The following is a 24,770-nucleotide window of genomic DNA, read 5'->3' as shown; positions in this document are numbered from 1 at the left end:
TACTGAGTCTCTGCGAAAATCCCGTCATATGAACAACGGACGGATCTGATGTGCGTCAGATCCGTCCGAATGACAAATGGTGATCGACCCAGTGGAGAGTGCAAACCACGTCCCAGATTTGCAAGTGACTATTATTTTCACTAACGAGCAAGCCAACGGAGACACTTGGAAATGCATCAAGCGAACCAAACTGATCCACTTCCCAAAGGCCAACTTCAACGACAAGCCTTGCTAACCATCGCCAAAAATCAAGAAGGGAAATTGCGACGCGTGGCGCGATCTATCGTAAAATGTCCCCATCTGGCAGATGACATTGTTCAAGATACCTATGCCAAACTGCTTACAGCAAAGATCGATGACGAGGTCACCACACCAAGTGCCTTCATTACGCGAATTACACGAAACATGGCAATCGACAAGGTCCGCCAAATTACGTTCGAACGCACTCTTTTCGCTGACAGTGACCAAACCGAATTTTGTCCGGCTGGAAACGCCAACTGCCCGGAGGCACGCCTAAGTGGTTGCCAAGCCCTACGCATCATCGAAAATGCGTTGAAGGAACTTCCATCGCACGTGCGCACTGCATTTTACCGTCACCGCGTGGATGGTTTCGCACAAAACGTCATAGCAAAGGATATCGGCGTCTCCAAAGCATCTGTTTGCGCATATATCCATCAGGCCGATCAGCGATGCCGTCAGGCTCTTCATAATGTAGAACTGACACGTCCGGCATAAGGTTTAGCGATCTGCAGCCTGTTCCCAACGTCGAACAGGCTGCAGGTTTCAGTTTGCAATCCCTAGCCCCACGCTTGCACGACGGCACCACCAGCCAGGTCACCACTTCCGGCAACCCAGTCAACAATCGGTGGATTTTGATCGAGATTGAAGACGTTCTTGCCTGTCAGTGCATTTACAATCTTGGCACTTCGCCAAGCCATCAGGCTTAATTGAGGCTCAAAGATCCCCAAATCGATCCTGCCGGCATTTTGAACAAAGATGTTGCGGTCCGATGGTCCATCCCATTGGGCACGGAAATCCGCATCCAGACGGTACGCACCAGACGCCCCCACTTCCAGACGTGAACGCAGTGGCGCCATGAATTCCGGCAATGTTGTTTCATAACCGGTTGCCAGAATCAGCGCATCCGCATCAAAGAACTCGACATCCTGATTGAGCCCGTTCCGGGCAGCAATCCTCATTGCTTCGCCGTCTTGCTGAACCTGAAAGACTTCACGTTGCGGCAGGAGCCGGCCGGCAACATTGCCCTCCTGCAGGTAACGCTGCCGGTATAGCAGTTGATAAATCGACTTGAGCGTCGAAAGCGATGCACCATCACTGGCAAGCTTTTGCCGAGACATCAGATCCTGTTTGCAGGCATCCGGCAAACCTGCGAACACATCGGCATATCCGGGGGTGAAATATTCATTCACAAAAGGAGTATCATCAAGAGGTTCGAAATTGTCGCGCCGCGACAACCAGAGAACTTCTTCAACATCTTTGATGTTGCCACCAAGCAGATACTCAACAAGTTCAGCACCACTCTGCCCCCCGCCAATGACGGCAATTTTCTTGCCGCGCAGCTTTGGCAAATTCGACTTTGCCTGACTTGTGTGGAAGCATTTATGCTTGGGCAACTGGCGCGCCCAGGCCGGAACAAATGCAGGCTTGCCGACACCAATGGCAAGATTGTTCGCAATGTAACTTGCATGATCCGTGCGAACCTTAAAGTCCTGACCATCGAACGTGACTTCGCGCACTGAACTGTCAAAGGCCAAACCATCAAGATGGTCTGCAACCCATTTCAGATAAGCTGCGAATTCCCGCCTTGGCACAGCAGAGAAATCGGCGTTCATAAAATCAAGCATGCGTTTCCGGGCGACCATGTAAGACAGGAACGACCATTTGCTGGTCGGATTGGTCAGCGTCACCAAATCTTTCAGAAACGACGTCTGAAGCTCGACACCGGGCAGCATCATATCCGGATGCCAGGCAAATTCAGAACGTTGCTCGAGAAAGATTGAAGACACATCAGCAACCCCGTCGAGCTGCGCAGCAAGACTAAGATTGAAAGGACCAATTCCGATCCCGACAAGATCCAATTTATCCATCGTTCAAGTCCTTCTATTTGCCTGAAAACTTAATATCGGCTGGTTGTGCGAAAGCGTTCGTCAAACGTTTGCCAAACCGCTTGTGGAATGCCGGATCACCGATGATGGTCAGATGATCCGTTCCGGGAATATGTTCAGGGGCTTCGGCAAGACGTGAAAGTGACTGCCAATCAATCAGATCAAGTTTTCGACTGACCGTATCGCCGGCAAGCCATGAAGCAATCGGCACGTCATAGGGCCGAAGTTCGTGACGGCGGAAAACAAGGGCATTATCGATTAGCACCCAGAACGTATGTTCGCGCGTGCCAATCCCCGGCCCGTCCGTGGGCAGCCCGAATTCGCTTTTCCCCACAAAATGAACAAACTGCGCATAGGCAAGGTCATCCATCAGCGCCAGAAGCCGTTCCCATTCTTCGCGCATCCTGGTTTTCTGTAACCAGGCCCGAATGCGCCCTTCAATCTCGGCACGCTGCCCCGGCTGGAATTTTGGCCGTGCGTTCAAATCAAAATCATCGTCCATATCACAGACATCGACCATCCCGATCACGCGCAAATCAATGTCGTTGCCCAACATTCGCGCAGCTTCGTATGCAAGCAAACCACCCCAGGACCACCCCAGAAAGGCGCAGGTGCGTCCCTTCGCTTCCCGATAAACCAGCTCTGCATAACGCGAACTGATATCGGTGACCGAAACATCAAGTTCCTGATTGTCTGTAAGCGAGTGGCACATGAAGCCCACAGCGGACTGATCCTTGCCCAGGCTTTTCACCAGCTTCATATATTCGCGTGTGCTGACAAGCAGCCCGGGGAAGCAATAAAGGACCGGCTGATCGGACTTTCCTTGCTGCAAATGCACGATATCCGCGCCCGGCTTGCAGTCAGGCTCAGACAGCGCCAACAAAAAGCTTCGAATGGTCGGAAAGTTGAAAAGATCGGTAATTTCAGCGTCACGTGCAGGAAACTGATCACGAACTTTTGCCAATACACGCAGGGCCGTTATCGAATTCCCGCCGATCTCAAAGAAATTATCGGTCACGCCGATTTCATCAAGACCCAGCGCGGATTTCCAAATTTCCAGCAAAGCGGCCTCGTCGTCATTGGCTGGCTTGGTTATGGCCCCCTCGCGACGCGGCAGCGGCAGTTGTGATTTGTCGACCTTATGATTGGCATTAAGCGGCAACATCGTCATTTCGATGATGTAGCCAGGAACCATGGCGCTTGGCAGCAGGTCCTGCAAACGCGCACGAACTGATCGTGTATCAACCGATGCCCCGGAACGCGGCACGACATAGGCAATCAGTTCCAACCGTGAAGCAATTTCAGCCGCGATGACAACACAGTTGGCAACATCGTCAAAGCCGCGCAAAACTGTTTCAATTTCTGCCGGCTCGATACGATGTCCACGAATTTTAACCTGATCATCGACCCGTCCGGCAAACTGGATCATGCCATCGGGAAGGAAGCGGCCCAAGTCACCGGTGCGATACATTCTTGCATGATCATTGAGCGCAAAATTATCGTGAATGAACAGATCGGCGGTCTTTTCAGGCAAGTTGTTATAGCCACGCGCAACACAATAGCCGCCAAGATGTATCTCACCGATTTCGCCGGGTGCGACCGCGTTGCCATCCGCATCCAGGATATAGGCCCAACGATCTCCGACCGGTCTTCCGATCGGGGCTGTAACGGTTTCACAAAGCCGGTCCTGATCGACACGCCACAACATGGGTGTCATCACGGTTTCCGTCGGACCGTAACCGTTGATCAGATAACGAGAATTGATGGCCCGCGCAATCCGGTTGAAGGTTTCCTTTGGCATCGCTTCACCGCCAAAGGAACAAAGTGTCAGATCAAGAGTCTGACCTTTCTCGCGAAGCCATCCTGCCAACTCGTGGACATAGCTGGTCGGAAATGAAGCATGGGTCACCCCATGTTTGCGAATGGCGTTAACCGTGTCTTCCGGCGTCCAAAGCAATTGGTCAGGCAACAAAATACTGCCACCTGCCATCAACGGCACGATCCAGCGTTCATGACCGCCATCCGATGAAAATGGAAGAAACGGCAATTCTCGCGAATCTTCATCCATCAGATAGATCGGCCCGGTAGCATTCAGATGGTCAATCAACGGGCCATGATCCACCATGACCCCTTTGGGCTTACCAGTCGAACCGGACGTGTAGATAATATAGGCAAGCTGATCGGCAAGCGGGGCGACGGCAAGGAAATCGGCTTCCGACATGTCAAGCTCATCGACAAGAACAACGTCAAGCGCCTGCTGACCAAGAACCGTCAAATCCCTGCCGGTGGTAACAGCATAACGTGCACCGCAATCTTTCAATACGTGCTGATTTCTGGTCTCGGGGTGCTGTGGGTCCACGGGAACAAAGGCCCCGCCCGCCTTCCAGACACCCAGAATGGCGGCAATCGCCATTGCCGATTTCGGAAGCGCCACAACAACAACATCACCACGCCCGACACCTTTGGCAATCAAGGCGCATGCAATCGCATCTGACGTTTGTTTCAGGCGCTTTCGTGACCAAACCTCATCTGTTGTCAGGATGACCGGGCGGTCGGGATCGTCACTACAAAAACGGTCAATGACTTGATGCGGATATCCCGTCATTCCCCAGGATTCCACCGCCCATGGCAAACCAACAGCATCGTCTGAAATTGAACGAAAGCCGGGCTTTGACATCGGTTCGTTTGATGGGTTTAAGGACGCGGCATTTACCGCCTGAGAACCATTCATGGCCGTCTCCACGTTGGCAAAGCAAGTTTCAAGCATTTGCACCGAAGACGAACCGTCGCGCGCCAAGTTCAGAAGTTTCTGCATCTCGAACCGAAAAAATGCACCTGAACTTCGCATCCCCTCATCCGTCCGGACTACAGCGACTTAACGAACCCAACCGGGTTGGAAACTTCGACATCAGGAGATCCGGACATGAATGTCATTGCATTAGAAACGCCAACTCAAAACTCATCCCGAAAACTTGTAATTCCGCACTTTCAGAACGCGGGAAAATGGCGCTCTTCCATCGAGAACGGACATATTCAGCTATGTGGTGAAAGTGAAAATCACGACTTCTATTTCACCCTGTCACCAAACCAGATCATCCTTGATGATGTCGCAAGCCTGACATTGAACGTTCTGGATGCCCAGGGTTTGGCTGCCTTGGGCGAGGCGCTTCTGATTGCGCATCCTTCCCGGTCTGAAATCAAACTTCCGCCGCAACTGGACCCGGAATGGACAGCGAACATGGTTCGCAGCGGTTTGATCTCTCATTCCAATGACGGCCTTGTTGTCAGTTCACGCAATCTCTATCAATTGACGCTGAACTGGTTGGCTCATCCCGAACGCGACCCTCTCCCGTTGAGTTACACGTCAACCAACGGACGTCGTCATCCAGTCCGTCGTCCAAGTGCCTCGCACACACTTTATGCGCGTTACATCCCCTGGATTGACAAAACAATCCGGTTCGAACGCGCGGATATCCGGCGTCATCTCGGGTGCTTCCATAAATGGATGAATGACCCGCGCGTCGACGTCTTCTGGGAAGAATCCGGCTCAGAGGAAAAGCACAAAGCCTTCATCCAAAGCCGACTGGATGACCCCAGAACCGAACCGCTGATCGGGTATTTCAACGACATCCCGTTCGGGTATTTCGAGCTTTACTGGGCACAAGAAGATCGCCTTGGCGAACATTATGATGCAGATGACTTTGATCGCGGCTGGCATGTTGCCATTGGTGAAGAAACATTTCGCGGCAAGGAATATCTGACCGCATGGCTGCCGTCTCTGATGCATTACATGTTCCTTGATGACCCAAGAACGCAGCGCATTGTTGGCGAACCTGATGCCGGCCACAATCAGCAAATCCGCAATCTTCTGCGTTCGGGCTTTGCCGGCATTAAACAGGTTCGTTTCCCCCACAAGACGTCCCTTCTTGTCATGTTGCTGCGCGAACGCTTCTTTGATGACCGGCTGTATGTTCCGGACTTTGTCCGCGATGAGGATGCTTCCTGATGCGAAAGCGTGCTCTTCCGGACCTGAATGATCCGGCGATCATGCGATTGATCCTGCGACTGGCCCTGCCATCTGTGGCAGGGCTTTCGATCAATGCCATCAATCAGGTCGTCGACGCCTTTTTTGTTTCCCAATATGCACTTAGTGCGATGGCGGGCGTAACTTTATCCATTCCTTGTTTCATGCTGGTCGGTGCAATCGGGCACGGATTGGGTTTGACGGCCTCAACCGAAATCGGTCGCGCTCTTGGCAGAGACAATGTCAATGATGCCGCAAGAAGCGCGTCCCTTGCCTTGGCTCTGGCCATTGGCTTTGGTGTTACCGTTGCCATCCTGATCACATTGTTTAACGGCCCAATTCTGCATCTGCTCGGTGCGCGCAACGCGGTTTTCACCGAAGCTTCCATTTACATGCGAATTCTCGGGGCTTGCTCTGTGTTGGTGCTGTTGCAGATCGTCTGCGATTTCATTGCAATCGGCGAAGGTAACAGTCGGTTTTCGATGTATACCTTGCTCGGATCGTTTGGTCTGAACATGGTGCTGGACCCGATACTCATCTTCGGATTGGATTTGGGGGTGGCAGGGGCGGCTTGGGCAACGATCATCTCGCAGATCGCAGCCCTTTGTGCGTATGTCTATTACTTCAAAAGACGCCTTGGCCGAATACATCCCGATGTCGGGGCCCTTCGCACACTTTCTTGGCGCAAAGCCCTCATACCGTTTGGCAAGCTTGGCATTCCAGCCAGTACAACCACCATTCTGGCATCAGTATGCTTTGCCGTTCTGATGCAGGCCGCCACCACGCATGGCAACGAAGAAGAACTGGCTGGACTGGCCATCTCGTTACGTATTGTGCTTCTTGCCATTCTTCCGATCATCGGCTTTTGCCTGGGTGCGCAACCGATCCTGAGCTACGCTGCGGGTGCTGGTAATCAGGCACGGTTTGAGGCTGTGTTTAAGGGTATCCTTCTCTATTGCGCGGGCTTTTCGATGACCTGCGCAGTTGTTGCCTTCCTGTTCGGGGACTGGTTGATTGCGGCCTTCGTCAGCAAAGCGGAATTGATCACCTTTGGTGCGCATCTGCTCGATATCCTTGCCATACAAATCGCGTTTGTTGGCATCTATCAGCCAATGGTATCGCGGTTTCAGGCTGCTCATAATGCGCGGCGCGCTGCCATCGTCAGCATGGCACCACAGGGCTACATTCAAATACCGCTAGCTTTATTTTTGCCCATGGCATTTGGCTTGGACGGAATTGTCATGGCACCTGCGCTTGCGGCCGGTCTGACAGCACTCCTTGCTGTTTCTCTGACGTTTTCTGATCGCAAAACACTCTTGATCAAGGAGCTTTCATCATGAACGAGCTGCCTTCAAAGCCACTTCCGCTGCAAGACCACGAGACCCGGCATCACGGCGCATTTGATCCCAACTACGAGCGTCACTTCCGGGCGGTTTCCCAGCCGATCTATCAAACGTCATTATTTGCATTTCGCGACTTTGACGACATGGCGAATGCCTATGCCGGAAATCCTGGCGGCCCCATCTATGCGCGTGGTGACAACCCCACCGTAATGGCATTTGAACGGGAAATTGCAAGATTGGAAAACACCGAAGCATCCCGCGCCTTTGCAAGCGGGATGGGGGCGATCAGTGCAACTGTCATGGCACTTGTCGAACCGGGAGACCGGATCGTCACCGTTCACAATGTCTATTCCGATGCATATCGACTTTTTGAAACCATGCTCAGACCAATGGGGGTCGCCATCGATTATGTCGATGGCACCAAGACAGATGCCGTAATTGACGCCATTTCAGGTGCAAAACTATTGTTCCTTGAAAGCCCGACGTCTCTGACATTTGAGCTCCAGGACCTGGAAAACCTGGCCCAAGCTGCAAAGCAGAAAAACGTGATCACCGTTATAGACAACTCGTGGGCCACACCGGTTTTTCAGCGCCCGGCAGACCACGGTATCGATCTTGTCATCCATGCCGCGTCGAAATTCCTGTCTGGTCACAGCGACACGGTTGCCGGCGTCGTCACCGGACGAAAGGACCTGATCAATAAAATCAACGGTTCAACCTTCCCCTATCTCGGCGGAAAACTCGGTCCGTTTGAAGCATGGCTTTTGCTCCGCGGCCTCGACACACTTGAGCTGCGCATGCAACGACACGCTCAAACCGGCGAGTATTTGGCCACAAGCCTGACCCAGCACCCTAAGGTTTCCCAAGTGCTCTATACCGGGTTCAGTGACCATTGCGGGAAACGTACATTACATGGCCATTCGAGCCTGTTTTCCATCATTCTTGATAAGACGGTCGACATTCGGAATTTCAGCAACGCCCTTCGAACATTCAGGTTAGGCGTAAGTTGGGGGGGACCTGAAAGTCTGGTCGTTCCTGCGGCTGCTGTACTGCACCAGAAATATGAAATCAGTGCGTTTCGTCATTTCCAGCTGGATCCGCAACTTGTGCGCATTTACTGCGGGCTGGAAAATCCGTCTGACCTTCTCGCAGATTTAAAACAGGCAATCGATGCCGGGGGAACCAGTTAAGGCCAAGGCTTGTGCCACGCTCCTAATAATAAAGGGCGCCAAAATGGCGCCCTTTTGCATTTCTGACTGTTGCGGCTTAACTGCCAAACGACACAACTCGCTGTCGCGAATTCGGCCTTGTCAGAGCGGCCAAAATCAATTCAAGCGGTCCGCGTGATGCAAAGCGGAACCAAAACTTGGCAAAAACGATCCAGCCCAGATACATCACGACTGAAATCCACAAACAATCAGCCAGACGAACCTGATTGTGCATACCGGCACCGTAACCAAGGAACACCAACCCCATGGCCAATGACATCCCCAAATAGATTGTCAGCGACATGCGACCGGCCGGCGCAATGAATGCAACCAAACTGCGACAAGCCGTTGCACGAAAAGCCACAAGACTATATGCGACAAGAATAATAGACAATGGCACCGCAAACAGCGGACGCAAAACCAATGTCATCATAAAGAACCGTTCTGGTTCAAATACTGCGGGCAGCGATGCAAGCGCCCCATAAAAAAGGCTTCCAGCAATTCCCGGAAAGGCGGCAAACGCCGCAATGGTGCGTAATTTGCCAACAAGGACTTCAAAGCCGTTTTCATCACAAAACCGCGCGGCAGCAAGGCCCGAGACCATGGCAGCCGCAACAAGCAGATAGTTGCTCCAAAGACAATAAAGCTGGAAACCGGCCCAACTCTCAAGACGTACCGCCATTACATCGGCGAAACTGCCTGTGGCCAGAACTACCGAAACCGGTATTTCCGGCACGACATAAGGCGACGGGTTCACTGTCAGGTTCACCCCGAAAAGCGCATTGCCAAGCACAGCCATCGCCCACAGAGCAACACCACAAACCAAAAGCCCACGAACAGACATATGCCGAACACTCAACAAAAGCAGCCCGATCACCGCATAGGGCAGCAAAATGTCTGCTTCGAAAAGGAATACCAGATTCACAACGCCGAACATTGCCAGCACACAAAGCCGCCGAACATAAAAACCGACCCCATATCGTTTGAACTGCTGTAACGCAGCAAACCCGAACAGGGCCGAGAAAATCAGGATGAATTTACTTTCAAACAATCCCTGAATCACGCTCGCGGCAAGCACATTCAACCAAAGTGGGTCCCCGTCCTGCCATGCCCCACCAGCAAAACCGAACGTAATCGCAAAGAAGGGCAAATTGACCACAAGTATCCCGAACAGGGCGAACGCGCGAAGGGCGTCAATTGATGACTCGCGTTGCTGAAGCATCTTACGTCTTTCCTATTGATTGGAACTCTTATTGGAAAGACGTTTGGCAACTGATTTAATTCAGAGGACAAGAAAGGCTTCTGCACCGCTTATCCACGCTGAACAAAAATCCCATTACCCCGAATTATGACAATTCGGCATGGATAACAACAAGAGCTCCCTCAAATTGAGTTGAGGTGATTTACCGTCTGATATCAGCTTAAATCGAAGGTGTTTCGCAGTGGCTGGAAACAAGACCACTACTTGGAGAATGCTCCTTAATTCGGTGTCTACGCTGTGACTAAAAAATGAACTTATCAGAGAAATCACCCAGATATGGACTTAACTATTCGCACTCGCACAACTCAAAGATGTAAATCTCTTTGTTCCGATGACACCACGATGATAACATTAGCTGAACCACATGTATTCAAGCACCTCAGCAACTAAAAACATTGCGATAAAGAAATGCATATTGAGCAGATTACAGTTGAGAATTTTCGGCTATTGCAGGATTGCTGCATTGATATGCGAGAAAAAACGACTTTGCTCGTAGGGAAGAACAATACAGGCAAGACATCATTCGCAGTGTTGTTGGAAAAATTCCTCGAACGCCCGGACACGTTTTCATTCACTGATTTCCCGCTTAGCTTGCGCGAAGACATTTTTTCAATAGACGAGGAAATGAACGTCGAGGAACTTGCCATAAGAATGGTTCTTCGCATCGCTTATACCGAGGCAGATGATTTAGGAATTCTCTCCGAATTTATGCTGGACCTCGATCCAGAAAGGCGACACACGAGTATCCTCTTCGAGTGCACCATTGACAAGTTTAAACTCCTTCACGTTCTCCCCGCAGACGAAAAAGAACGAAAGAAGTTTATCGAAAACAACCTTTCAGGAAAATTTCTGGATGTAAGAGTTTATGCATTTGATGATTTCGAGCATGATGGCGAACAAGCGTACTACATGTCACATCGCGACCAGCTTGAGGAGAAGGAACGCAACAGCCTTCGTGCCCTTTTAAACTTTCAAGTCATCCATGCCCGCAGAAACGTAGCAAGCTCAGAGGATGCCGGACGCGGCTCAAAGCCGCTCTCTGCCCTATCAACCAAGTTTTTTCGAAAACGAGATATTGAGGCAGATGCTGAGGTTGAGGACGAAGAGGACGCCAGCGCAGACAGGCCCGGTGCTGGGAGCATAGAAAATCTGAGATCGATCTTGGGTAAGATCGACACTCAACTGGGTGACCAATATGTTGAGGTCTTTGGGAATTTCTTGAAAAATTCACGCGACTTTCTCGACCTCGGCGACTTGAAAGTGGTTTCCAATATCCAGTCTCAGTCTCTTATCGAGAACTCGTCGCAGGTCATCTACGGTGACACCGATAACTTCCTTCCAGAGAACCATAGCGGCCTTGGGTATCTGAACATCCTTTATCTGCTCCTGCAAATCGAACTTTGCCGCGATGACTTTTCAAGTCGGAATGCGCCGTTAAACCTTCTAATAATCGAGGAACCCGAGGCGCATACTCACCCACAGATGCAATATGTGTTTGCAGACAAAATTCATGGCCTCGTATCAGCCATTCCCAGCCTACAAGCTCTCGTAACCACGCACTCTTCTCATATCGTATCGAAATCTGACTTCGAGGATATTCGTTATCTATTGAGACCAACCGCCTCAGGGCCGGTTTCTATCAAGAATTTCCACACCGATCTCAGCAAGGAATACGATAAGCTTGGCGAAGACGGCAAAGCGCTATTCACATTCCTCAAGCAATATCTCACCATCAACTCGGCAGAGCTATTTTTTGCCAATAAGGCAATTTTTATCGAAGGCACAACCGAACGCATCCTCCTCCCTTTGTTTATTGAGATACACGATAATGAGAATAAAGAGGCCGATGCAACAGGTGGTCTGTCCTCTCAGAATATCTCTGTGCTGGAGGTAGGCGCGAACGCGCGGGCGTTCGCGCCATTCCTTGAGTTCATCGGTGTCCGCACACTTATCATTACAGATATCGACACGACCAAGCCTGTACGCAATGAAACCACCGGCGCGTTGAGCTATAAAGCGCACAAGGTCGAAGGCTCCTCGCACACATCAAATGAGACGCTCAAGCACTTCCTTTCGGCTCCGGCAATTGACGAAGTCGAAGAGTACCAAAAATGGCATAAACGTCTGTTGAGTGGCGAAGCTGCATCCGATGAAGGGCAAATCAAGCTTAGCTATCAAACTGAGGAAAATGGCTATCACGCAAGAAGCTTCGAAGACGCTTTCATTGCAAAGAACTTTGAAAAAATAAAGATCAAGAAAGACGTCTTGGACGGGCTCAAAAACACTCAGGAACTCGATAATTTTGACGGGAACGACTACTACGATCTGACGGAAAAAATTCTCAGGAAAAAATCTGATTTCGCTGGTTCGGTTCTTTATTCGGCGCTGGTTGATGGTGAAAATTGGGAAACGCCCAAATATATAATGGATGGCCTGAAATGGATTCACAAAAATTGAATCCTGTAGATCGGATTGCGGAACTCGTTTTTGAGGGTGAGAACTTTCTCCTTCAAGGCGGCGCGGGAAGCGGCAAAACCGAGAGTTTAAAAAGAGTTGTGCAGAAAGTGCTCTCTGTCGATCACAATCTTAAAATCGCATGCATCACGCATACGAACAAAGCCGCTGACGAAATTTCCGACCGTATATCAGCTGACATTGAGGTCTCAACCATCCACTCGTTTCTGCGCGGGATTATTTCGCCGTTTAAGCGAAACATTCAGAATGTCTTCCCAATCCTGTTCCAACTTCCCACTTTTGAAGGCCGGGGTGATGAGTACTATGGTGGAGACGAAATACTTAGGAAATCTGAAGAACATAAACGTTACAAGAAGGCCTACGAAAAATTGGAGAAGCGCCGCCAAACTGTCTTAGGCGATGTAACTCCAAAGGTAATAGGCAAGCGCGATTACGATAAGGACCCTGAGGCGCACATCGCGCAGATGAACAAACTGATCGATGAGCTGAACGAAGAAGTTCGTGCAAAACTGACAGATCGAAACCCTGATGAATTTTTCTACAATGAAACAAAATTTGATAGTTTCAATGAGCCATCATTCGGGCATGACGGCTTAATCGAAATAGCCTGTAAGATGTTCGACGAGTTCCCGATATTGGGGAAAATTGTTTCGGACCGGCATGATTGCATTTTCATTGATGAGTATCAGGATACCAACCCGGATGTTATTCGCGTTTTGCTCCGCTGCCTGCCGAAAGCATCAAGAACAATCATAGGTTTGTTTGGAGATTCCGAGCAGGCAATTTACTCAGACGGTATAGGGAGCGCTCAAGAGCACATTGATGCAGGGGAAGTCGTTCTTGTTGAAAAAGATGACAATTACCGTTGCTCCCCAGAGGTCATAACCTTCGCCAATAAATTTCGCACAGACGGATTAGAGCAAGATGTAGCGCTAAAAAAGCTCGATGACGGCACGATTGAAACCCTTGAGAGCCGGAAAGGTAGCGTAAAACTGCTATACGATTTTGCTCCTGAGAAAGTAGACACGGGCGATAGTAGACTAGATCGTAAAACCAATGCCGCGTCGTTTCGTAAAGCGCTCGATGAGCTCGTTGGAAGGGTTAGTCAAGATTATCCGGGCTATGTCCAGCTGAAGCTAACGAACAAATCGATTGCGAACGATGCGGGTTTTGGACAGCTCTATCAGATATTTGCTGATCGGTACTCTGAACCACGAGACCGAATGCGAAAAACGCTCGATCGGTTGCAGTTTGATGAAATAGTCAATTTTACGGCACTGCATCAGAGCTTGCCTGGGAATAAACGTGCATACAATCGCTTGATCACTAGTCTTCGGAACCGAGGGTTTGGGATTGTCTCGGTCTCTGACAAAGTGAAGCTTGATAATATGCTGCGCACATTCACTGCCGAACCTCTTTCCGCGTACAAAGCAATCGAATTCGCTACGGAAGCTGGGCTGATTAAAGTTTCAGAGAGTCACAAGGCGTTCGTAGCTCGACGGAAAGAGCTGTTGGAAAGACTTCAGGATGATCCCGTCTTCGCAGCTTTTGAAGCTCTTCACGCAAGTGGCTACCGAACCAAAGCGCAGATGCTCAAGGAAATCGTGGCCGAACCTAGAGAAAACCTCAATGCGGATTTAATTGAAGCGGAGCATGAAGACAGAGCTAATGAACTCAAGCAAAAAGTGTTCTTTGACGAATTGTTCTCAGAAAAACTCAGTCTTGCTGAAATATTGTCTTTCTATGACTATGACGAAAATGATGTCGGCTTCGCCACGATGCATAAGACGAAAGGAACCGGAATAGAGAACGTTCTTCTTGTGATAGACGAGTATGGATGGACTACAGAATATGACTTTCTGAATTGTTTCTCAGGAAAGATTCCAGAAACGAAAAAAGACATCGCTTCGAGGAAGCTTTTATATGTTGCCGCTTCGCGGACGAAAAAGAACTTGGTTTGCGTAAGGTTGATGAATGATCAGGCGGAGGTCGACCGCATATCTCCATATTTTCCAGAGGCAATTCGCGTCCAGTAAGAGTTCGGTTTTATCGCCACATTGCGCGTCAGGCTCTCTTGAGCCAAGCCACTGTAGTTCAGCCATTCGACATCCTCCAAAGAACAAGTACTTCGACCCGAGCAGGATCTCGACACGACTAATACCGGAAGACTGAAAGAGTTGGGAAAGTTGTCAGGTGCCACAAAAGCTGACATTCGACATACAGCAAAATCAAATACTTAGAATTTCCGATTGCCACATAAGTTGACACGGATTGACACATAAGCTGACAAAAAGCTGCAGGATTGACAGAAAAGGCGACATTTCTCTAATAGCACTTTTGTAAGTCTACGACCTTCTCTGCCTAAAGCGATCAAATGCCACGGCTATCACAATAAACGATCCGACAAACGTTCCCTGCCAGAACGTGCTGATACCAAGCAATATCAGGCTGTTACGGATCACTTCGATCAACAAAGCCCCGACCACTGCACCAAATGCCGTGCCACCACCGCCAGCAAGGTTCGCCCCACCGATCACGGCAGCTGCAATCACTGTCAATTCCATGGCCTGACCAAGATTGGTGGTTACCCCGCCGAGCCAACCAACTTCCAGGACCCCGGTAATACCCGCCATCAGGGCAGAGAACATATAAACGCTGACTTTGATGCGCGCGACGGGAATGCCGGTCAGCACGGCTGCATTTTCGTTACTGCCTATCGCGAACAAATGCTGGCCCCAACGTAAATGCCTGAACGCAAAAGCCGTCAGGCACGCCAGAACCACCATGATGATCAACGGATGTGGAAGACCGAGGGTCGAACCGCCCCCAAGCCAAAGCAAAAAGTCGTGGTCCGGCCCGAACTCGTAGATCATCTTGTTATCAGAAAGCACCATTGCCAGACTGCGCGCAACCGACAGCATGCCAAGCGTCACCACGAATGGCGGCATCTTCGCATAGGCAATCAGCACGCCATTAACCGCCCCGACAAGTAGCGAGATGCCAAGTGCGGCAATACAACCGAGCCAAAACGGCATTCCCGCGGACATGATAACGCTAACTGTCATCGCGGAGATCACCAGCGTAGAGCCAACAGAAAGGTCGATCCCGCCGGATGCAATGACAGCTGTCATGCCAAGCGCAATGATCCCGACAAACGCAAAATTACGAGTCACGTTAAACAGGTTGCGCTCTGTTGCGAAACTGTCGGTAAGGATCGTCAATGCCAGGCAGGCAAAGACAGCCGCCATGAACACCCAAAAAATCTGCTGGCTTGTGATCCGCGCAATCAGCCCATGCTGCTGAGAACGATTGATGACTTCAGCAAGAGTCGGCGTTGCCATGTTCATTGTTCCTTTTTCATGTCCACTCATGCGTGCTCAATCGCGCCAGTAATCAGGCCCGTAATTTCTTCTGGCGAAGACTGCGATGCTTTTTTGTCTGCAACAAGTTCGCCGCGCCTTAGGACAACAACCTTGTCTGCGACCTCAAAGACATCGGGCATTCGGTGGCTGATCAGAACGACGGCGATACCGTGATCACTAAGCTGCCGGATAAGATTGAGGACTTCCGCCACCTGCCGAACGGAGATCGCAGCCGTTGGCTCGTCCATCAAGACGATCTTGGCATCGCTCAAAAGGGTTCGTGCGATTGCAACGGCCTGACGCTGCCCGCCGGACATTTTGTGCACCAGATCACGAGGACGGGTTTCCGATTTCAAGCGCGCAAACAGTTCGGCGGATTTGCTGCGCATGAAGGCATAATCAACAACCTTGATCGGCCCTATCCTGCGGGTCGGTTCACGCCCCAAAAATACGTTCGATGCTGCACTCAGATTGTTGCAAATCGCCAGATCCTGATAAACGACCTCGATACCGGCTTTCTGTGCATCCAACGGTTTGTTAAACGCCACTTTCTTATCGGAAATAAGGATATCGCCCGACGTCGGGGCAAAGTTGCCCGCAATCACCTTGACCAAGGTGGATTTCCCCGCACCGTTATCGCCCATAAGTCCGACAACTTCGCCCGGCGCAATGGCAAGTGACACGCTATCAAGTGCCTGTATGGCGCCATAACGTTTTGATATATTTTTAAGTTCAAGCACATTCATGAACACCCCCCATATCTGCTGATCCACCTAATGTGGTAACAAGCAGACGGTTTTCTTTTGTGGTTTATGGCTTTTGCAGCAAACCCAGCGCCCTTTCGGTATTTCTTCTGGTGCGATAGGCTGCAAATTGCTGATCCGCCAGAACACCCAGCAAAATCACCGCCCCCATCACTGCGAAGTTCAGCGAAGACGGAATTCCGAGCAGATTGACAAGGTTTTGAAGTTCCTGGAGCAATACCGCACCCAGAACAATGCCAATGACCGATCCTTCTCCGCCACGAAGCGAACATCCCCCAAGCACCGCTGCAGCAATTGCATAAAGCTCATAGAAATTGCCATGCGAAGACGGTTGCACGGACTTTGTGAACATTGCGAAATAGATCGCCGCAATGGAGGCCAGAACCGCGCAAATGACATATGCGGCAATTGTAACGAAGCGGGTATTTATCCCTGAGAACCGTGCTGCTTCTTCGTTTTTCCCAACCGCACACAGGTGCCGCCCAAATACGGTATGGTGCAGCACAACCCACATCACAGCCGCAACAATCAGCATGGCAATAAAGGAATGGGGAACCCCAAAACTCCGCCCAATTGTCAACCATTCCAACTGGGGATAGCTGGAACCGAACGGGAACCCGGCTGTAGACTCTGCTGTGTACCCCCTGGCAATGCCGCGATAGATCAAAAGACCACATAGCGTGACAACAAATGGTTGCAACCTAAATCGGGTGATCAAAATCCCGTGGGCCAACCCGATCAGCACGCCCAGACCTATTGTAATCGCAACAGCTATTGGCCAGGCGACATCAAATTTCCCGACCATATCGACAAACAAAACCCCCAGAAGGGCAATCACTGAACCGACCGAAAGATCAATACCACCGGTCATAATGACGAAGCCCTGTCCGATCGCAAAAAGACCAAACAAACCAATAAGGTTCGCGGTATTTCCAAGGTTGATCGGCGACAGGAATAACGGGTTCTGCATGTAAACGATTGCACCAACCACAATAATCAGCACGCCAAGACCGATATCTTTTTTTTGCATTGTTCAGGCCTCTTCCAGCACTTTGCCAACGGCAAGATTGAGCACGTTGCTTTCGGAAAATTTCAATCTGGGCAATTCCCCTGTGATCACGCCGTCTTTCATGACGACAATGCGGTCAGACACTCCGATCACCTCTTCCATGTCGCTCGATATCATCATCACCCCAACTCCGCGATCCGCCAGCGATCGCATTAATCCATAAATCTCGGCTTTCGCCCCCACATCAATGCCGCGCGTGGGTTCATCGAAAATGATGACCTTCGGATTCATCGACAACCATTTCGCCAGAACGACTTTTTGCTGGTTTCCACCAGACATCTCGTTGGCTGCACGGCGCACATCCTGGGTCTTGATTGACAGGGCCACCCGTTGCGCTTCCGCGACCTCGATCTGCCTCTCCCGCGAGACCAGCCCGCGCGAAGTGAAGGCTGGAAGGTTGGCCATTGTGACGTTTTCCAAAGTCGGGAACTCCAGAATCAGCCCGGCCCGTTTGCGATCTTCCGGCACCAGATAGAGCCCGGCTGCGATTGCATCCGCAGGGCTATTTACCTTCACCTCAAGGCCGTCAATCAGCACCTTGCCGCCGAGCTTTTCCCCCACGCCAAAGATCACTTCCGCCAATTCCGTCCGACCGGCACCGATGAGCCCGGCGACACCAAGAATTTCGCCAGCCTTCAACTCGAAGCTGGCCGGACGGTCCGGTTTGCCTTTGGTCGAAAGGTCTTTGACTTCAAGCACAGGTCGGGTCGCAGCGATCGCGGGTGGCGTATAAAGCGCCTTGAGCTCCCGCCCGATCATCATGCGGATCATCGCGTCGTGCGTAACTTCATCGCGTTCAAGGGCACCAACTTTATGCCCGTCTCGCAGCACGACTGCACGATCCACGCATTCTTCAACCTCGCTTAGCCGATGGGAAATATAAACGACCGCAATTCCTTGCGCTTTCAGATCGGCAATGACCTTCAACAACATGTTGGTTTCGGAAAGCGTAAGGCTGGAAGTCGGCTCGTCCATGATGACAAGCCTTGCATTCATCGATAACGCCTTTGCGATTTCAAGCAGCTGACGTTCTGCCAGTGACAAGGATGAAACCGGCGCATCCGGTTTGAACCGTGCACCGACAAGATCCAGCAGCGGCTTTGCCAAGTCCTGCATTGCCCGATGATCGGTCAGACGGAACGGCCCGCGAACTTTCTCACGGCCAAGAAAGATGTTAGCCGTCACATCCATGTTATCAAAAACATTCAGTTCCTGATGAACAAACGCGATCCCTGCTTGCTGGGACTGTTTGACGTCAAACGCATCATACTCTTGACCATCAAGAATAATTTTCCCGGATGTCGGCGCAATCAGCCCACCGAGAATCTTCATAAGGGTTGATTTACCAGCCCCGTTTTCACCAAGAAGTCCAACAACTTCGCCTGCTTTGATCTGCAAAGAAACTTCATTAAGGGCCACCACACCGGGATAAACCTTGGTGACGCCTTCAAGTCGCAAATCAAGCCCATGCACTGCACTCATTCCTACTGGCCCCCAATGTGTCCTATTCGACGTCATCGGAACGGTGCGAGCAGGTGCGTCAAAGACCACGCGCACACCTGCTCGCTAGGCAGGGGGAAGAAATTACCCGCCTATTCTTTCCTTAACGACTGCCTCGAACTCGTCGACATTGGATTTGTCGATCACCTTGGTTGGCACGATGATCAGGCCATCATTTGGAACCTTGGACGAATCACCTTCAAGGTAATCGGCCATAAGGTGCATCCCCTGATACCCCCACTGATACGGATCCTGCACAACCGTGCCTGCAAAACTGCCTTCACGAACAGCGCCAAGAGTCACAGGATCCTCATCAAAGGCAATAACGGTAATCTGCCCCAGTTTTCCTGCTGCTTGCAGTGCTTCGTAAATTTTGGGCGGGTTGTAAGAATAGAACCCGACCATACAATTGATATCCGGGTTCGCTGCAAGGACATCATCAACATTTGAACGCGCCCGCGCGAAGTCGACGTCGTCACCGCGAACATCGACAAGTTCAATGCCACTGCCTTCCACAGCCTCGCGGAAGCCGGCAATGCGTTCAATTGCGTTGTCAGCGCCAAGGAAGCCAACGAACCCCATGCATTTACCACCGTTTGGCATTGCATCGACGGCAATTTCACCAGCCTGCACGCCGGCAGCAACATTCGACGACCCGAGATAGGCGATCCGGTCACTCTGGGGAGCATCGCTGTCGGTCGTGAAGAGCGGAACCCGGCCAGCAATACGGTTGAATGCATCAATGGAGTTCTTCGGATCGGCGGATGAAATCATAATCGCATCCGTTCCCCCCGCAACCAGATCGTCCATCAATGCATTCTGAAGTGCTGCAGTTCCTTGCGCCGGATACCGGAACTGGAGCTCATAATTTGGCAATTCAGCTTGCGCCGCTTTGACCCCGGCTTCTGCAAGCTTCCAGAAATCCGATGCCGCATTCACCACGAATGCAAGCTGTTGTTTGTCTTGTGCCAACGCCCCGGTTGCCAGAGCCATCGACAAGCCGAGTGTCGCAAATGTTGTTGCAAGTTTCATGTTTTTGGTCCTCCCGATTAATTACAAGCACAGCCGAATTTATGAATTATTTGCGTGCTTTTTAATTAATAATATAATTAATAATTATGGATCAAGCTTTTTCGCCCACCGGATGATAAGCGGGTGATTTTATTAAAGATTGATCCACGCGCCCTGCTTCTCACTTGCGAAAATCGCATCCAGCACCCGCATGGAAGCAATGGAGTCCTCAATGCCGTATGGCAAAGCTGTCCCTGTTAAAATTGCCTGCGCGAATCTCTCGGCTTGCAATGTGTATTGATCACATACCGGCAGCATTTCGCAGCCCGCCAGACTCCCGTCAAGACTCTCGCCACTGTCCACTATCACCGCCGTTTCTTCATCTGCGGGCGCGTTGTACGGGATCATGATTTCAGCGCGAGCCTTCGTGCCAAATACATTCAATGTCTGGTATGGGCATAGCTGGGTTGAGACAATAAAGGACAGCTGCCGCCCCTCTCCGAAATCAGCAATCACACTTGCCATCCGGTCCGTTTGAAACCCGGAATCACGATCAATTAGTGCCATGACCCGTCTGGGCTCATCCTCAAACAGGAATCGACCTGCGGTAATCGGATAACAGCCGATATCCATAATCGCACCACCCCCGGCTTCCGGACGATTACGGATATCCTCCCCGTTATCATTGAAATAGCTAAACGCTGCCTGGATTGCCCTTACCTCGCCAAGCTCACCATTTCGAACCATCTCCCGAACCCGAAGCCATTGCGGGTGGTAGCGAACCATAAAGGCCTCGGCGACGAGTATATTTTCCGGACAACCACGCAGGCGTTCGGCATCACGCACACTTAAGCCGATCGGCTTTTCACACAGCACATGCTTCCCCGCGCGCACCGCAGCAAGCGTCCAGTCCACATGCATGTGATTTGGCAACGGATTGTAAATCGCATCGATTTCCGGATCATCAATCAGCGCCTCATAGGAAGCATAGGACTTCTGAATCCCGAGATCATTTGCAGCCCGCGCAGAACGCGCAGCATTGCGCGAGGCAATCCCCAGAACATTTGAAGAGCTTGATTTCTGGATTGCAGGAATAACTTTCTCCAACCCAATTCTAGCCGTTGAAAGAATACCCCAGTTAACTTGCTTTGCTGTCACGACCGTCGCCTGCCCTGCCTAGTTTTTTTTGCTAAAAATAAGGCCGGATCCGCCCCCCGAACCCGGCCCAGTTCACATCACCAGAAGATTAGTTATCCGCGCAGAATCCCGGGTCTGACTGGTTGCAGACATCCAGCCCCGTATAAAGCGGGTCATCTACCTTTTTCCCGTTGATCAGATCGATCATAACGTCCGGCGCCCGGTAGCCCATTTCAAACGGGCGCTGACCAACCTGTGCATGACTGCGCCCATCGCGGAATGCCTGGGTTTGCGGCGGCAGCGTGTCACCGGCAATAAGGATCAGCTCCTGGCTTTTCAGACGACTCATCACCTGATCCGTCACCTGCGCGTAAGCCTGAGGCGCAAACTGTGCCCACCCGCCGATCAGAATGAATGCATCCAGATCCGGATTTGCCGTAAAGGTATCGGCCATCTGCTGGTTTGCCAGATCAACCTGGTCATTGGTAAAGACCGGGCATCCATCAACCTCTGTCCAACCATTGCTGCTGCCCAGCCGCTCCGTCCCTTTGGCCCCTGAAATCGTGTCACGGAAGCCGGCTGCACGCGCATTGATATTGTCCGCCGCAACGTTTCCGAGCTGCAAACAGACTGACCCGCCTTTCGGTTTCAGCTTCATGGCTTCTTCTGCCATTTTGACGCCCATCAGATAGTTGTCAGTTCCCAGATAGGTCACCCGCAAATCCCGATCTTTCTCCAGGAAATCCGCATCAATGGTCATCACCGGAACGCTCGGGTTGATCTGGCGAATACGGTTCGCCATTGCCGGTGCATTCGATGGGGAAATAGCAATTGCCGCAACGCCGCGGGTCAGCAGATCATCGACAATCTGCACTTCCCCCGCCTCATCAGCACTGGATGCAGGGCCGGTGTAAAAGCACTCATATTCAGAGTCCTTGTTTTCTGACATCCATTTCTGGCAACCCAGATTGATTTGTTCAAAGAACGGGTTATCCAAGCCTTTCACCACAATCGCCAATGTCTTTTTGCCATCAGCATTAGCAGTACCAACACCTGTCGCAAGAATGGCGACAGATGCGAGAGTTAGTAATATTTTACGTTTCACGTTTCGCTCTCCCTAGTTGGTCCGGCCCGGGATCGATTACCCCGGATACCAGATTTTACGAGGATCGCCCGGGCTCCTTTCATATGACCAGGCCCGCTCGATCAGCCCCCCGAAATCCACTTGCGGCCTCCACCCAAGAACGTGGCGCACCTTTGTGTTATCAAGCCAGTTGCTATGAAACGGCGTAGGTATTTCGACAGCTTCCATGTCACGCGTTCGCGCAAGATATTCGGCGACCTGCGCGTAATCGACCGGCTCGTCCATCGCGATGTTGAAAAGTTCCTGCATTGCACCGGCATGATCCAAAACGGCCATAAGCGCCATAACCAGATCATCCACATGCACAAAGTTACGCTTAAGAGATGCGCCCGTTCTGTCACGCATGAGCGGGACAAAATCCCCCCTGGCAAGGCGCATCGCCTTGTCTGCACCTATCAAGTCGCTCCAGGCAGGCCCGCCAAATTGCTCCTCGCCAAATGACAGGGCATATTTGAAATCATCTTTTTCCATGATCCAGGGCGCACGCAGCACTGTACCGTTCAGGCCGTACTGAATTTGATATTGCTCGATCATGACTTCCTCGAGCACTTTGGTCAGCGCGTAACAACCGCTATAGGCCTTCCGCGGCGAGACTTCATTAATCGGCGCGGAATATTCTTTGAAGATATGCCCGACCGTACAATCCCCGCTGATCAGAACGAACTGCTTCAGGGTTGACGACTGACGCGCCGCCTCAAGCAGTAAAAACATGCCCTTGATTGCGACATCAATAACCAGATCCGGGGTTTCTTTCACGGCCGCCATATGAAGAACGTGCGTCACGCCGTCCATCGCGTGCGCAACAGCTTGCGGATCAGAAAGCGAGCCGGAGACAACTTCAACTCTATCCCCCGCATCGAGTCCACGATTATGGCAAAGCGCCACAACCTTCGCAGACGCATAGCGGTCGTCATCAAGAAATGCTGTCAGAAAAGCCCTACCGACCTTTCCCGTCGCACCGGTGACTAAAATCTTCATTAATCCCCCTCCCTATTGAATTAATAATATTAATTAATAATATTTAGTCAAGAGACCTTCAGCATGGTGATCGAATCAATGTCGCGTTTCGATCATTAATAATTCTTCCGCCGCCGCGCCTAGACGGGTTGTTTTGAAGAAGCTGAAAAGGTATTACCAATATCGAATTGGTGCGGCATGCATGTGCCGAACCATTCAACTCGCAGAATTAACAGCACTTTGAACCGCAGTTTTCGGGTCATCTGACTCAACCGTCGCCAAAGATTGTTTGGGCCAAAGACCAAAGGCAGATCGAATTCATGTCGCAAAAGAAACATTACGGTGGCAAAAAACGGCCCACGATGATGGATGTTGCCTCGATGGCCGGCGTATCCCAGGCTACGGTATCGCTGGTGCTGAATGGCAGCCCTGCCAAATTGACCGAAGCGACGCGGCAGCGTGTCATCGATTCGGCCAGCAAACTTGGCTATCAGCTCGTGCGTCGGGACAGCCAGGTACCGCCCAGCAACAAAGCGCGTTCGACAATCATATTCATAGCAGACGAAATCAGCACCGACCCGTGGATGGCACTTGCCTTTGAAGGCGCCCATAACAAGGCTCTTGAGTACGGAATCAATGTTTGCCTTGCAGTCAGCCACGGGAACGCATTGATCGAGGCAAGTATCGTCAACCAGATGGCGGACTCGAATGTTATCGGATTTATCTATGGTACGATTCTGACCCGTCTGGTTGAGTTGCCGGTGGAATTTTCGAAGAATCCCACTGTTCTGGTCAATTGCTATGACAGTACCCGCACCCTTCCGTCTGTCCTGCCCGGCGACCTTCTGGGGGGGCGGGCTGCGGCAGAACGATTGATACATGCCGGCCGCAAACGCATTGCCATCATCAACGGCCAAAAAGGTGTCGACGCATCGCGTGATCGCCTCAAAGGTTACCGGCAAGCACTTACAAGTAACGATATTCCCTTTGACCCGACCCTTGTGCGATCAGGAAACTGGGAACCATCAACCGGTTATTCCATGACTCATGAGCTGATGGCCCTCGACAATCCGCCAGACGCAATTTTCTGCGCCAATGATTTGATGGCACTTGGCTGTTATGACGCCCTGCGCGAACTGGGGAAAAGCATCCCGGACGATGTCGCCGTGATCGGCTTTGACGATCGCGAAATTGCCCAGCACACGCACCCTGCCCTGACGACCCTGGTTCTCCCGCAATATGAAATGGGGGAAATAGGGGCAGAGATGTTGATCGACAGTATCGGCGGCCTGCTTGCGACCCCGAACCAGATCAAAGTCGAATGCCAGATGGTTGAACGCGATTCTGTTGAGGCACCACCAAAAAACGCATAGGCGCACCACCTCGCCT

At 51.2% G+C, this 24,770-nt stretch carries 18 protein-coding genes; 7 read left to right on the top strand and 11 right to left on the bottom strand.

Annotation, left to right across the window (positions count from 1 at the left end; translation table 11 throughout):
• The first annotated feature begins 171 nt into the window (after positions 1-171).
• A complete protein-coding gene (locus tag M9H61_RS18580) occupies positions 172-735 on the top strand; it encodes a sigma-70 family RNA polymerase sigma factor (protein ID WP_101245634.1) in 564 nt (187 codons plus the stop codon).
• A gap of 62 nt (positions 736-797) precedes the next feature.
• Here M9H61_RS18580 and M9H61_RS18575 read toward each other — a convergent pair whose 3' ends face one another.
• Entirely contained in the window at positions 798-2,108 is a 1,311-nt protein-coding gene (locus M9H61_RS18575) for a lysine N(6)-hydroxylase/L-ornithine N(5)-oxygenase family protein (RefSeq protein ID WP_250282233.1), read from the bottom strand.
• Between the two features lie 13 nt (positions 2,109-2,121).
• A complete protein-coding gene (locus tag M9H61_RS18570) occupies positions 2,122-4,731 on the bottom strand; it encodes an amino acid adenylation domain-containing protein (protein WP_250282231.1) in 2,610 nt (869 codons plus the stop codon).
• 318 nt (positions 4,732-5,049) lie between these two features.
• On the opposite strand from M9H61_RS18570, the gene M9H61_RS18565 reads away from it, so the two are divergent.
• The 3 genes from M9H61_RS18565 to M9H61_RS18555 are packed head-to-tail and all read left to right on the top strand — an operon-like array spanning position 5,050 to position 8,683.
• Positions 5,050-6,132: a GNAT family N-acetyltransferase gene (locus M9H61_RS18565; RefSeq protein ID WP_250282229.1), complete on the top strand. Its 1,083-nt coding sequence runs from the start codon at positions 5,050-5,052 to the stop codon at positions 6,130-6,132.
• Between the two features lie 47 nt (positions 6,133-6,179).
• Positions 6,180-7,490, top strand: coding sequence for an MATE family efflux transporter (locus tag M9H61_RS18560; protein WP_250282227.1), 1,311 nt, complete (start codon positions 6,180-6,182; stop codon positions 7,488-7,490).
• A complete protein-coding gene (locus M9H61_RS18555) occupies positions 7,487-8,683 on the top strand; it encodes an aminotransferase class I/II-fold pyridoxal phosphate-dependent enzyme (protein ID WP_250282226.1) in 1,197 nt (398 codons plus the stop codon). The genes M9H61_RS18560 and M9H61_RS18555 overlap by 4 nt, the downstream gene beginning before the upstream one ends.
• A gap of 76 nt (positions 8,684-8,759) precedes the next feature.
• Here M9H61_RS18555 and M9H61_RS18550 read toward each other — a convergent pair whose 3' ends face one another.
• Positions 8,760-9,923 (bottom strand): DUF418 domain-containing protein, encoded by a 1,164-nt coding sequence (locus tag M9H61_RS18550; protein ID WP_250282220.1) that lies wholly within the window; start codon positions 9,921-9,923, stop codon positions 8,760-8,762.
• 447 nt (positions 9,924-10,370) lie between these two features.
• Between M9H61_RS18550 and M9H61_RS18545 the strand changes: the two genes are divergently transcribed.
• Complete coding sequence (locus M9H61_RS18545) at positions 10,371-12,419, top strand: ATP-dependent endonuclease (RefSeq protein ID WP_250282218.1); 2,049 nt, start codon at positions 10,371-10,373, stop codon at positions 12,417-12,419.
• Positions 12,401-14,473, top strand: a complete 2,073-nt coding sequence (locus M9H61_RS18540; protein WP_250282212.1) for a UvrD-helicase domain-containing protein — start codon at positions 12,401-12,403, stop codon at positions 14,471-14,473. Before M9H61_RS18545 ends, M9H61_RS18540 begins: the two co-directional genes overlap by 19 nt.
• Before the next feature lie 309 nt (positions 14,474-14,782).
• Here M9H61_RS18540 and M9H61_RS18535 read toward each other — a convergent pair whose 3' ends face one another.
• The 8 genes from M9H61_RS18535 to M9H61_RS18500 all read right to left on the bottom strand — a co-directional run bounded on the left by M9H61_RS18535 (position 14,783) and on the right by M9H61_RS18500 (position 23,402).
• On the bottom strand, positions 14,783-15,808 hold the full coding sequence (locus M9H61_RS18535) for an ABC transporter permease (RefSeq protein ID WP_250282210.1): 1,026 nt from the start codon (positions 15,806-15,808) through the stop codon (positions 14,783-14,785).
• The gene (locus M9H61_RS18530) at positions 15,805-16,545 is read right to left on the bottom strand and encodes an ATP-binding cassette domain-containing protein (RefSeq protein WP_114103823.1); all 741 of its coding nucleotides are present in this window, start codon (positions 16,543-16,545) and stop codon (positions 15,805-15,807) included. The genes M9H61_RS18535 and M9H61_RS18530 overlap by 4 nt, the downstream gene beginning before the upstream one ends.
• A gap of 64 nt (positions 16,546-16,609) precedes the next feature.
• Positions 16,610-17,593 (bottom strand): ABC transporter permease, encoded by a 984-nt coding sequence (locus M9H61_RS18525; protein WP_114103822.1) that lies wholly within the window; start codon positions 17,591-17,593, stop codon positions 16,610-16,612.
• Positions 17,594-17,596: 3 nt separating this feature from the next.
• Positions 17,597-19,183, bottom strand: a complete 1,587-nt coding sequence (locus tag M9H61_RS18520) for a sugar ABC transporter ATP-binding protein (RefSeq protein ID WP_250282208.1) — start codon at positions 19,181-19,183, stop codon at positions 17,597-17,599.
• A gap of 33 nt (positions 19,184-19,216) precedes the next feature.
• Positions 19,217-20,164, bottom strand: a complete 948-nt coding sequence (locus M9H61_RS18515; protein ID WP_250282206.1) for a sugar-binding protein — start codon at positions 20,162-20,164, stop codon at positions 19,217-19,219.
• A 132-nt stretch (positions 20,165-20,296) separates the two neighbouring features.
• Complete coding sequence (locus tag M9H61_RS18510; protein WP_250282203.1) at positions 20,297-21,301, bottom strand: Gfo/Idh/MocA family protein; 1,005 nt, start codon at positions 21,299-21,301, stop codon at positions 20,297-20,299.
• Between the two features lie 88 nt (positions 21,302-21,389).
• Positions 21,390-22,385, bottom strand: a complete 996-nt coding sequence (locus tag M9H61_RS18505) for a substrate-binding domain-containing protein (protein ID WP_250282201.1) — start codon at positions 22,383-22,385, stop codon at positions 21,390-21,392.
• Positions 22,386-22,421: 36 nt separating this feature from the next.
• Positions 22,422-23,402 (bottom strand): NAD(P)-dependent oxidoreductase, encoded by a 981-nt coding sequence (locus M9H61_RS18500; RefSeq protein ID WP_250282199.1) that lies wholly within the window; start codon positions 23,400-23,402, stop codon positions 22,422-22,424.
• Positions 23,403-23,701: 299 nt separating this feature from the next.
• Between M9H61_RS18500 and M9H61_RS18495 the strand changes: the two genes are divergently transcribed.
• Positions 23,702-24,754: a LacI family DNA-binding transcriptional regulator gene (locus M9H61_RS18495; protein ID WP_250282197.1), complete on the top strand. Its 1,053-nt coding sequence runs from the start codon at positions 23,702-23,704 to the stop codon at positions 24,752-24,754.
• The last annotated feature ends 16 nt before the right edge of the window (positions 24,755-24,770 follow it).

This window comes from Thalassospira sp. GO-4, assembly GCF_023588965.1.
GTDB lineage: Bacteria > Pseudomonadota > Alphaproteobacteria > Rhodospirillales > Thalassospiraceae > Thalassospira > Thalassospira povalilytica.
Note: the sequence above shows the minus strand (reverse complement) of the source record. Positions and strands in the feature narration are given on the sequence as shown.

What these genes read in the sequence shown, in the direction of transcription:
- M9H61_RS18580 (WP_101245634.1), top strand. Translation starts at nt 172, where the DNA reads ATGCATCAAGCGAACCAAACTGATCCACTTCCCAAAGGCCAACTTCAA.
- M9H61_RS18575 (WP_250282233.1), bottom strand. Translation starts at nt 2,108, where the DNA reads ATGGATAAATTGGATCTTGTCGGGATCGGAATTGGTCCTTTCAATCTT.
- M9H61_RS18570 (WP_250282231.1), bottom strand. Translation starts at nt 4,731, where the DNA reads ATGACGGGATATCCGCATCAAGTCATTGACCGTTTTTGTAGTGACGAT.
- M9H61_RS18565 (WP_250282229.1), top strand. Translation starts at nt 5,050, where the DNA reads ATGAATGTCATTGCATTAGAAACGCCAACTCAAAACTCATCCCGAAAA.
- M9H61_RS18555 (WP_250282226.1), top strand. Translation starts at nt 7,487, where the DNA reads ATGAACGAGCTGCCTTCAAAGCCACTTCCGCTGCAAGACCACGAGACC.
- M9H61_RS18550 (WP_250282220.1), bottom strand. Translation starts at nt 9,923, where the DNA reads ATGCTTCAGCAACGCGAGTCATCAATTGACGCCCTTCGCGCGTTCGCC.
- M9H61_RS18545 (WP_250282218.1), top strand. Translation starts at nt 10,371, where the DNA reads ATGCATATTGAGCAGATTACAGTTGAGAATTTTCGGCTATTGCAGGAT.
- M9H61_RS18540 (WP_250282212.1), top strand. Translation starts at nt 12,401, where the DNA reads ATGGATTCACAAAAATTGAATCCTGTAGATCGGATTGCGGAACTCGTT.
- M9H61_RS18535 (WP_250282210.1), bottom strand. Translation starts at nt 15,808, where the DNA reads ATGAGTGGACATGAAAAAGGAACAATGAACATGGCAACGCCGACTCTT.
- M9H61_RS18530 (WP_114103823.1), bottom strand. Translation starts at nt 16,545, where the DNA reads ATGAATGTGCTTGAACTTAAAAATATATCAAAACGTTATGGCGCCATA.
- M9H61_RS18525 (WP_114103822.1), bottom strand. Translation starts at nt 17,593, where the DNA reads ATGCAAAAAAAAGATATCGGTCTTGGCGTGCTGATTATTGTGGTTGGT.
- M9H61_RS18515 (WP_250282206.1), bottom strand. Translation starts at nt 20,164, where the DNA reads ATGAAACTTGCAACAACATTTGCGACACTCGGCTTGTCGATGGCTCTG.
- M9H61_RS18500 (WP_250282199.1), bottom strand. Translation starts at nt 23,402, where the DNA reads ATGAAGATTTTAGTCACCGGTGCGACGGGAAAGGTCGGTAGGGCTTTT.
- M9H61_RS18495 (WP_250282197.1), top strand. Translation starts at nt 23,702, where the DNA reads ATGTCGCAAAAGAAACATTACGGTGGCAAAAAACGGCCCACGATGATG.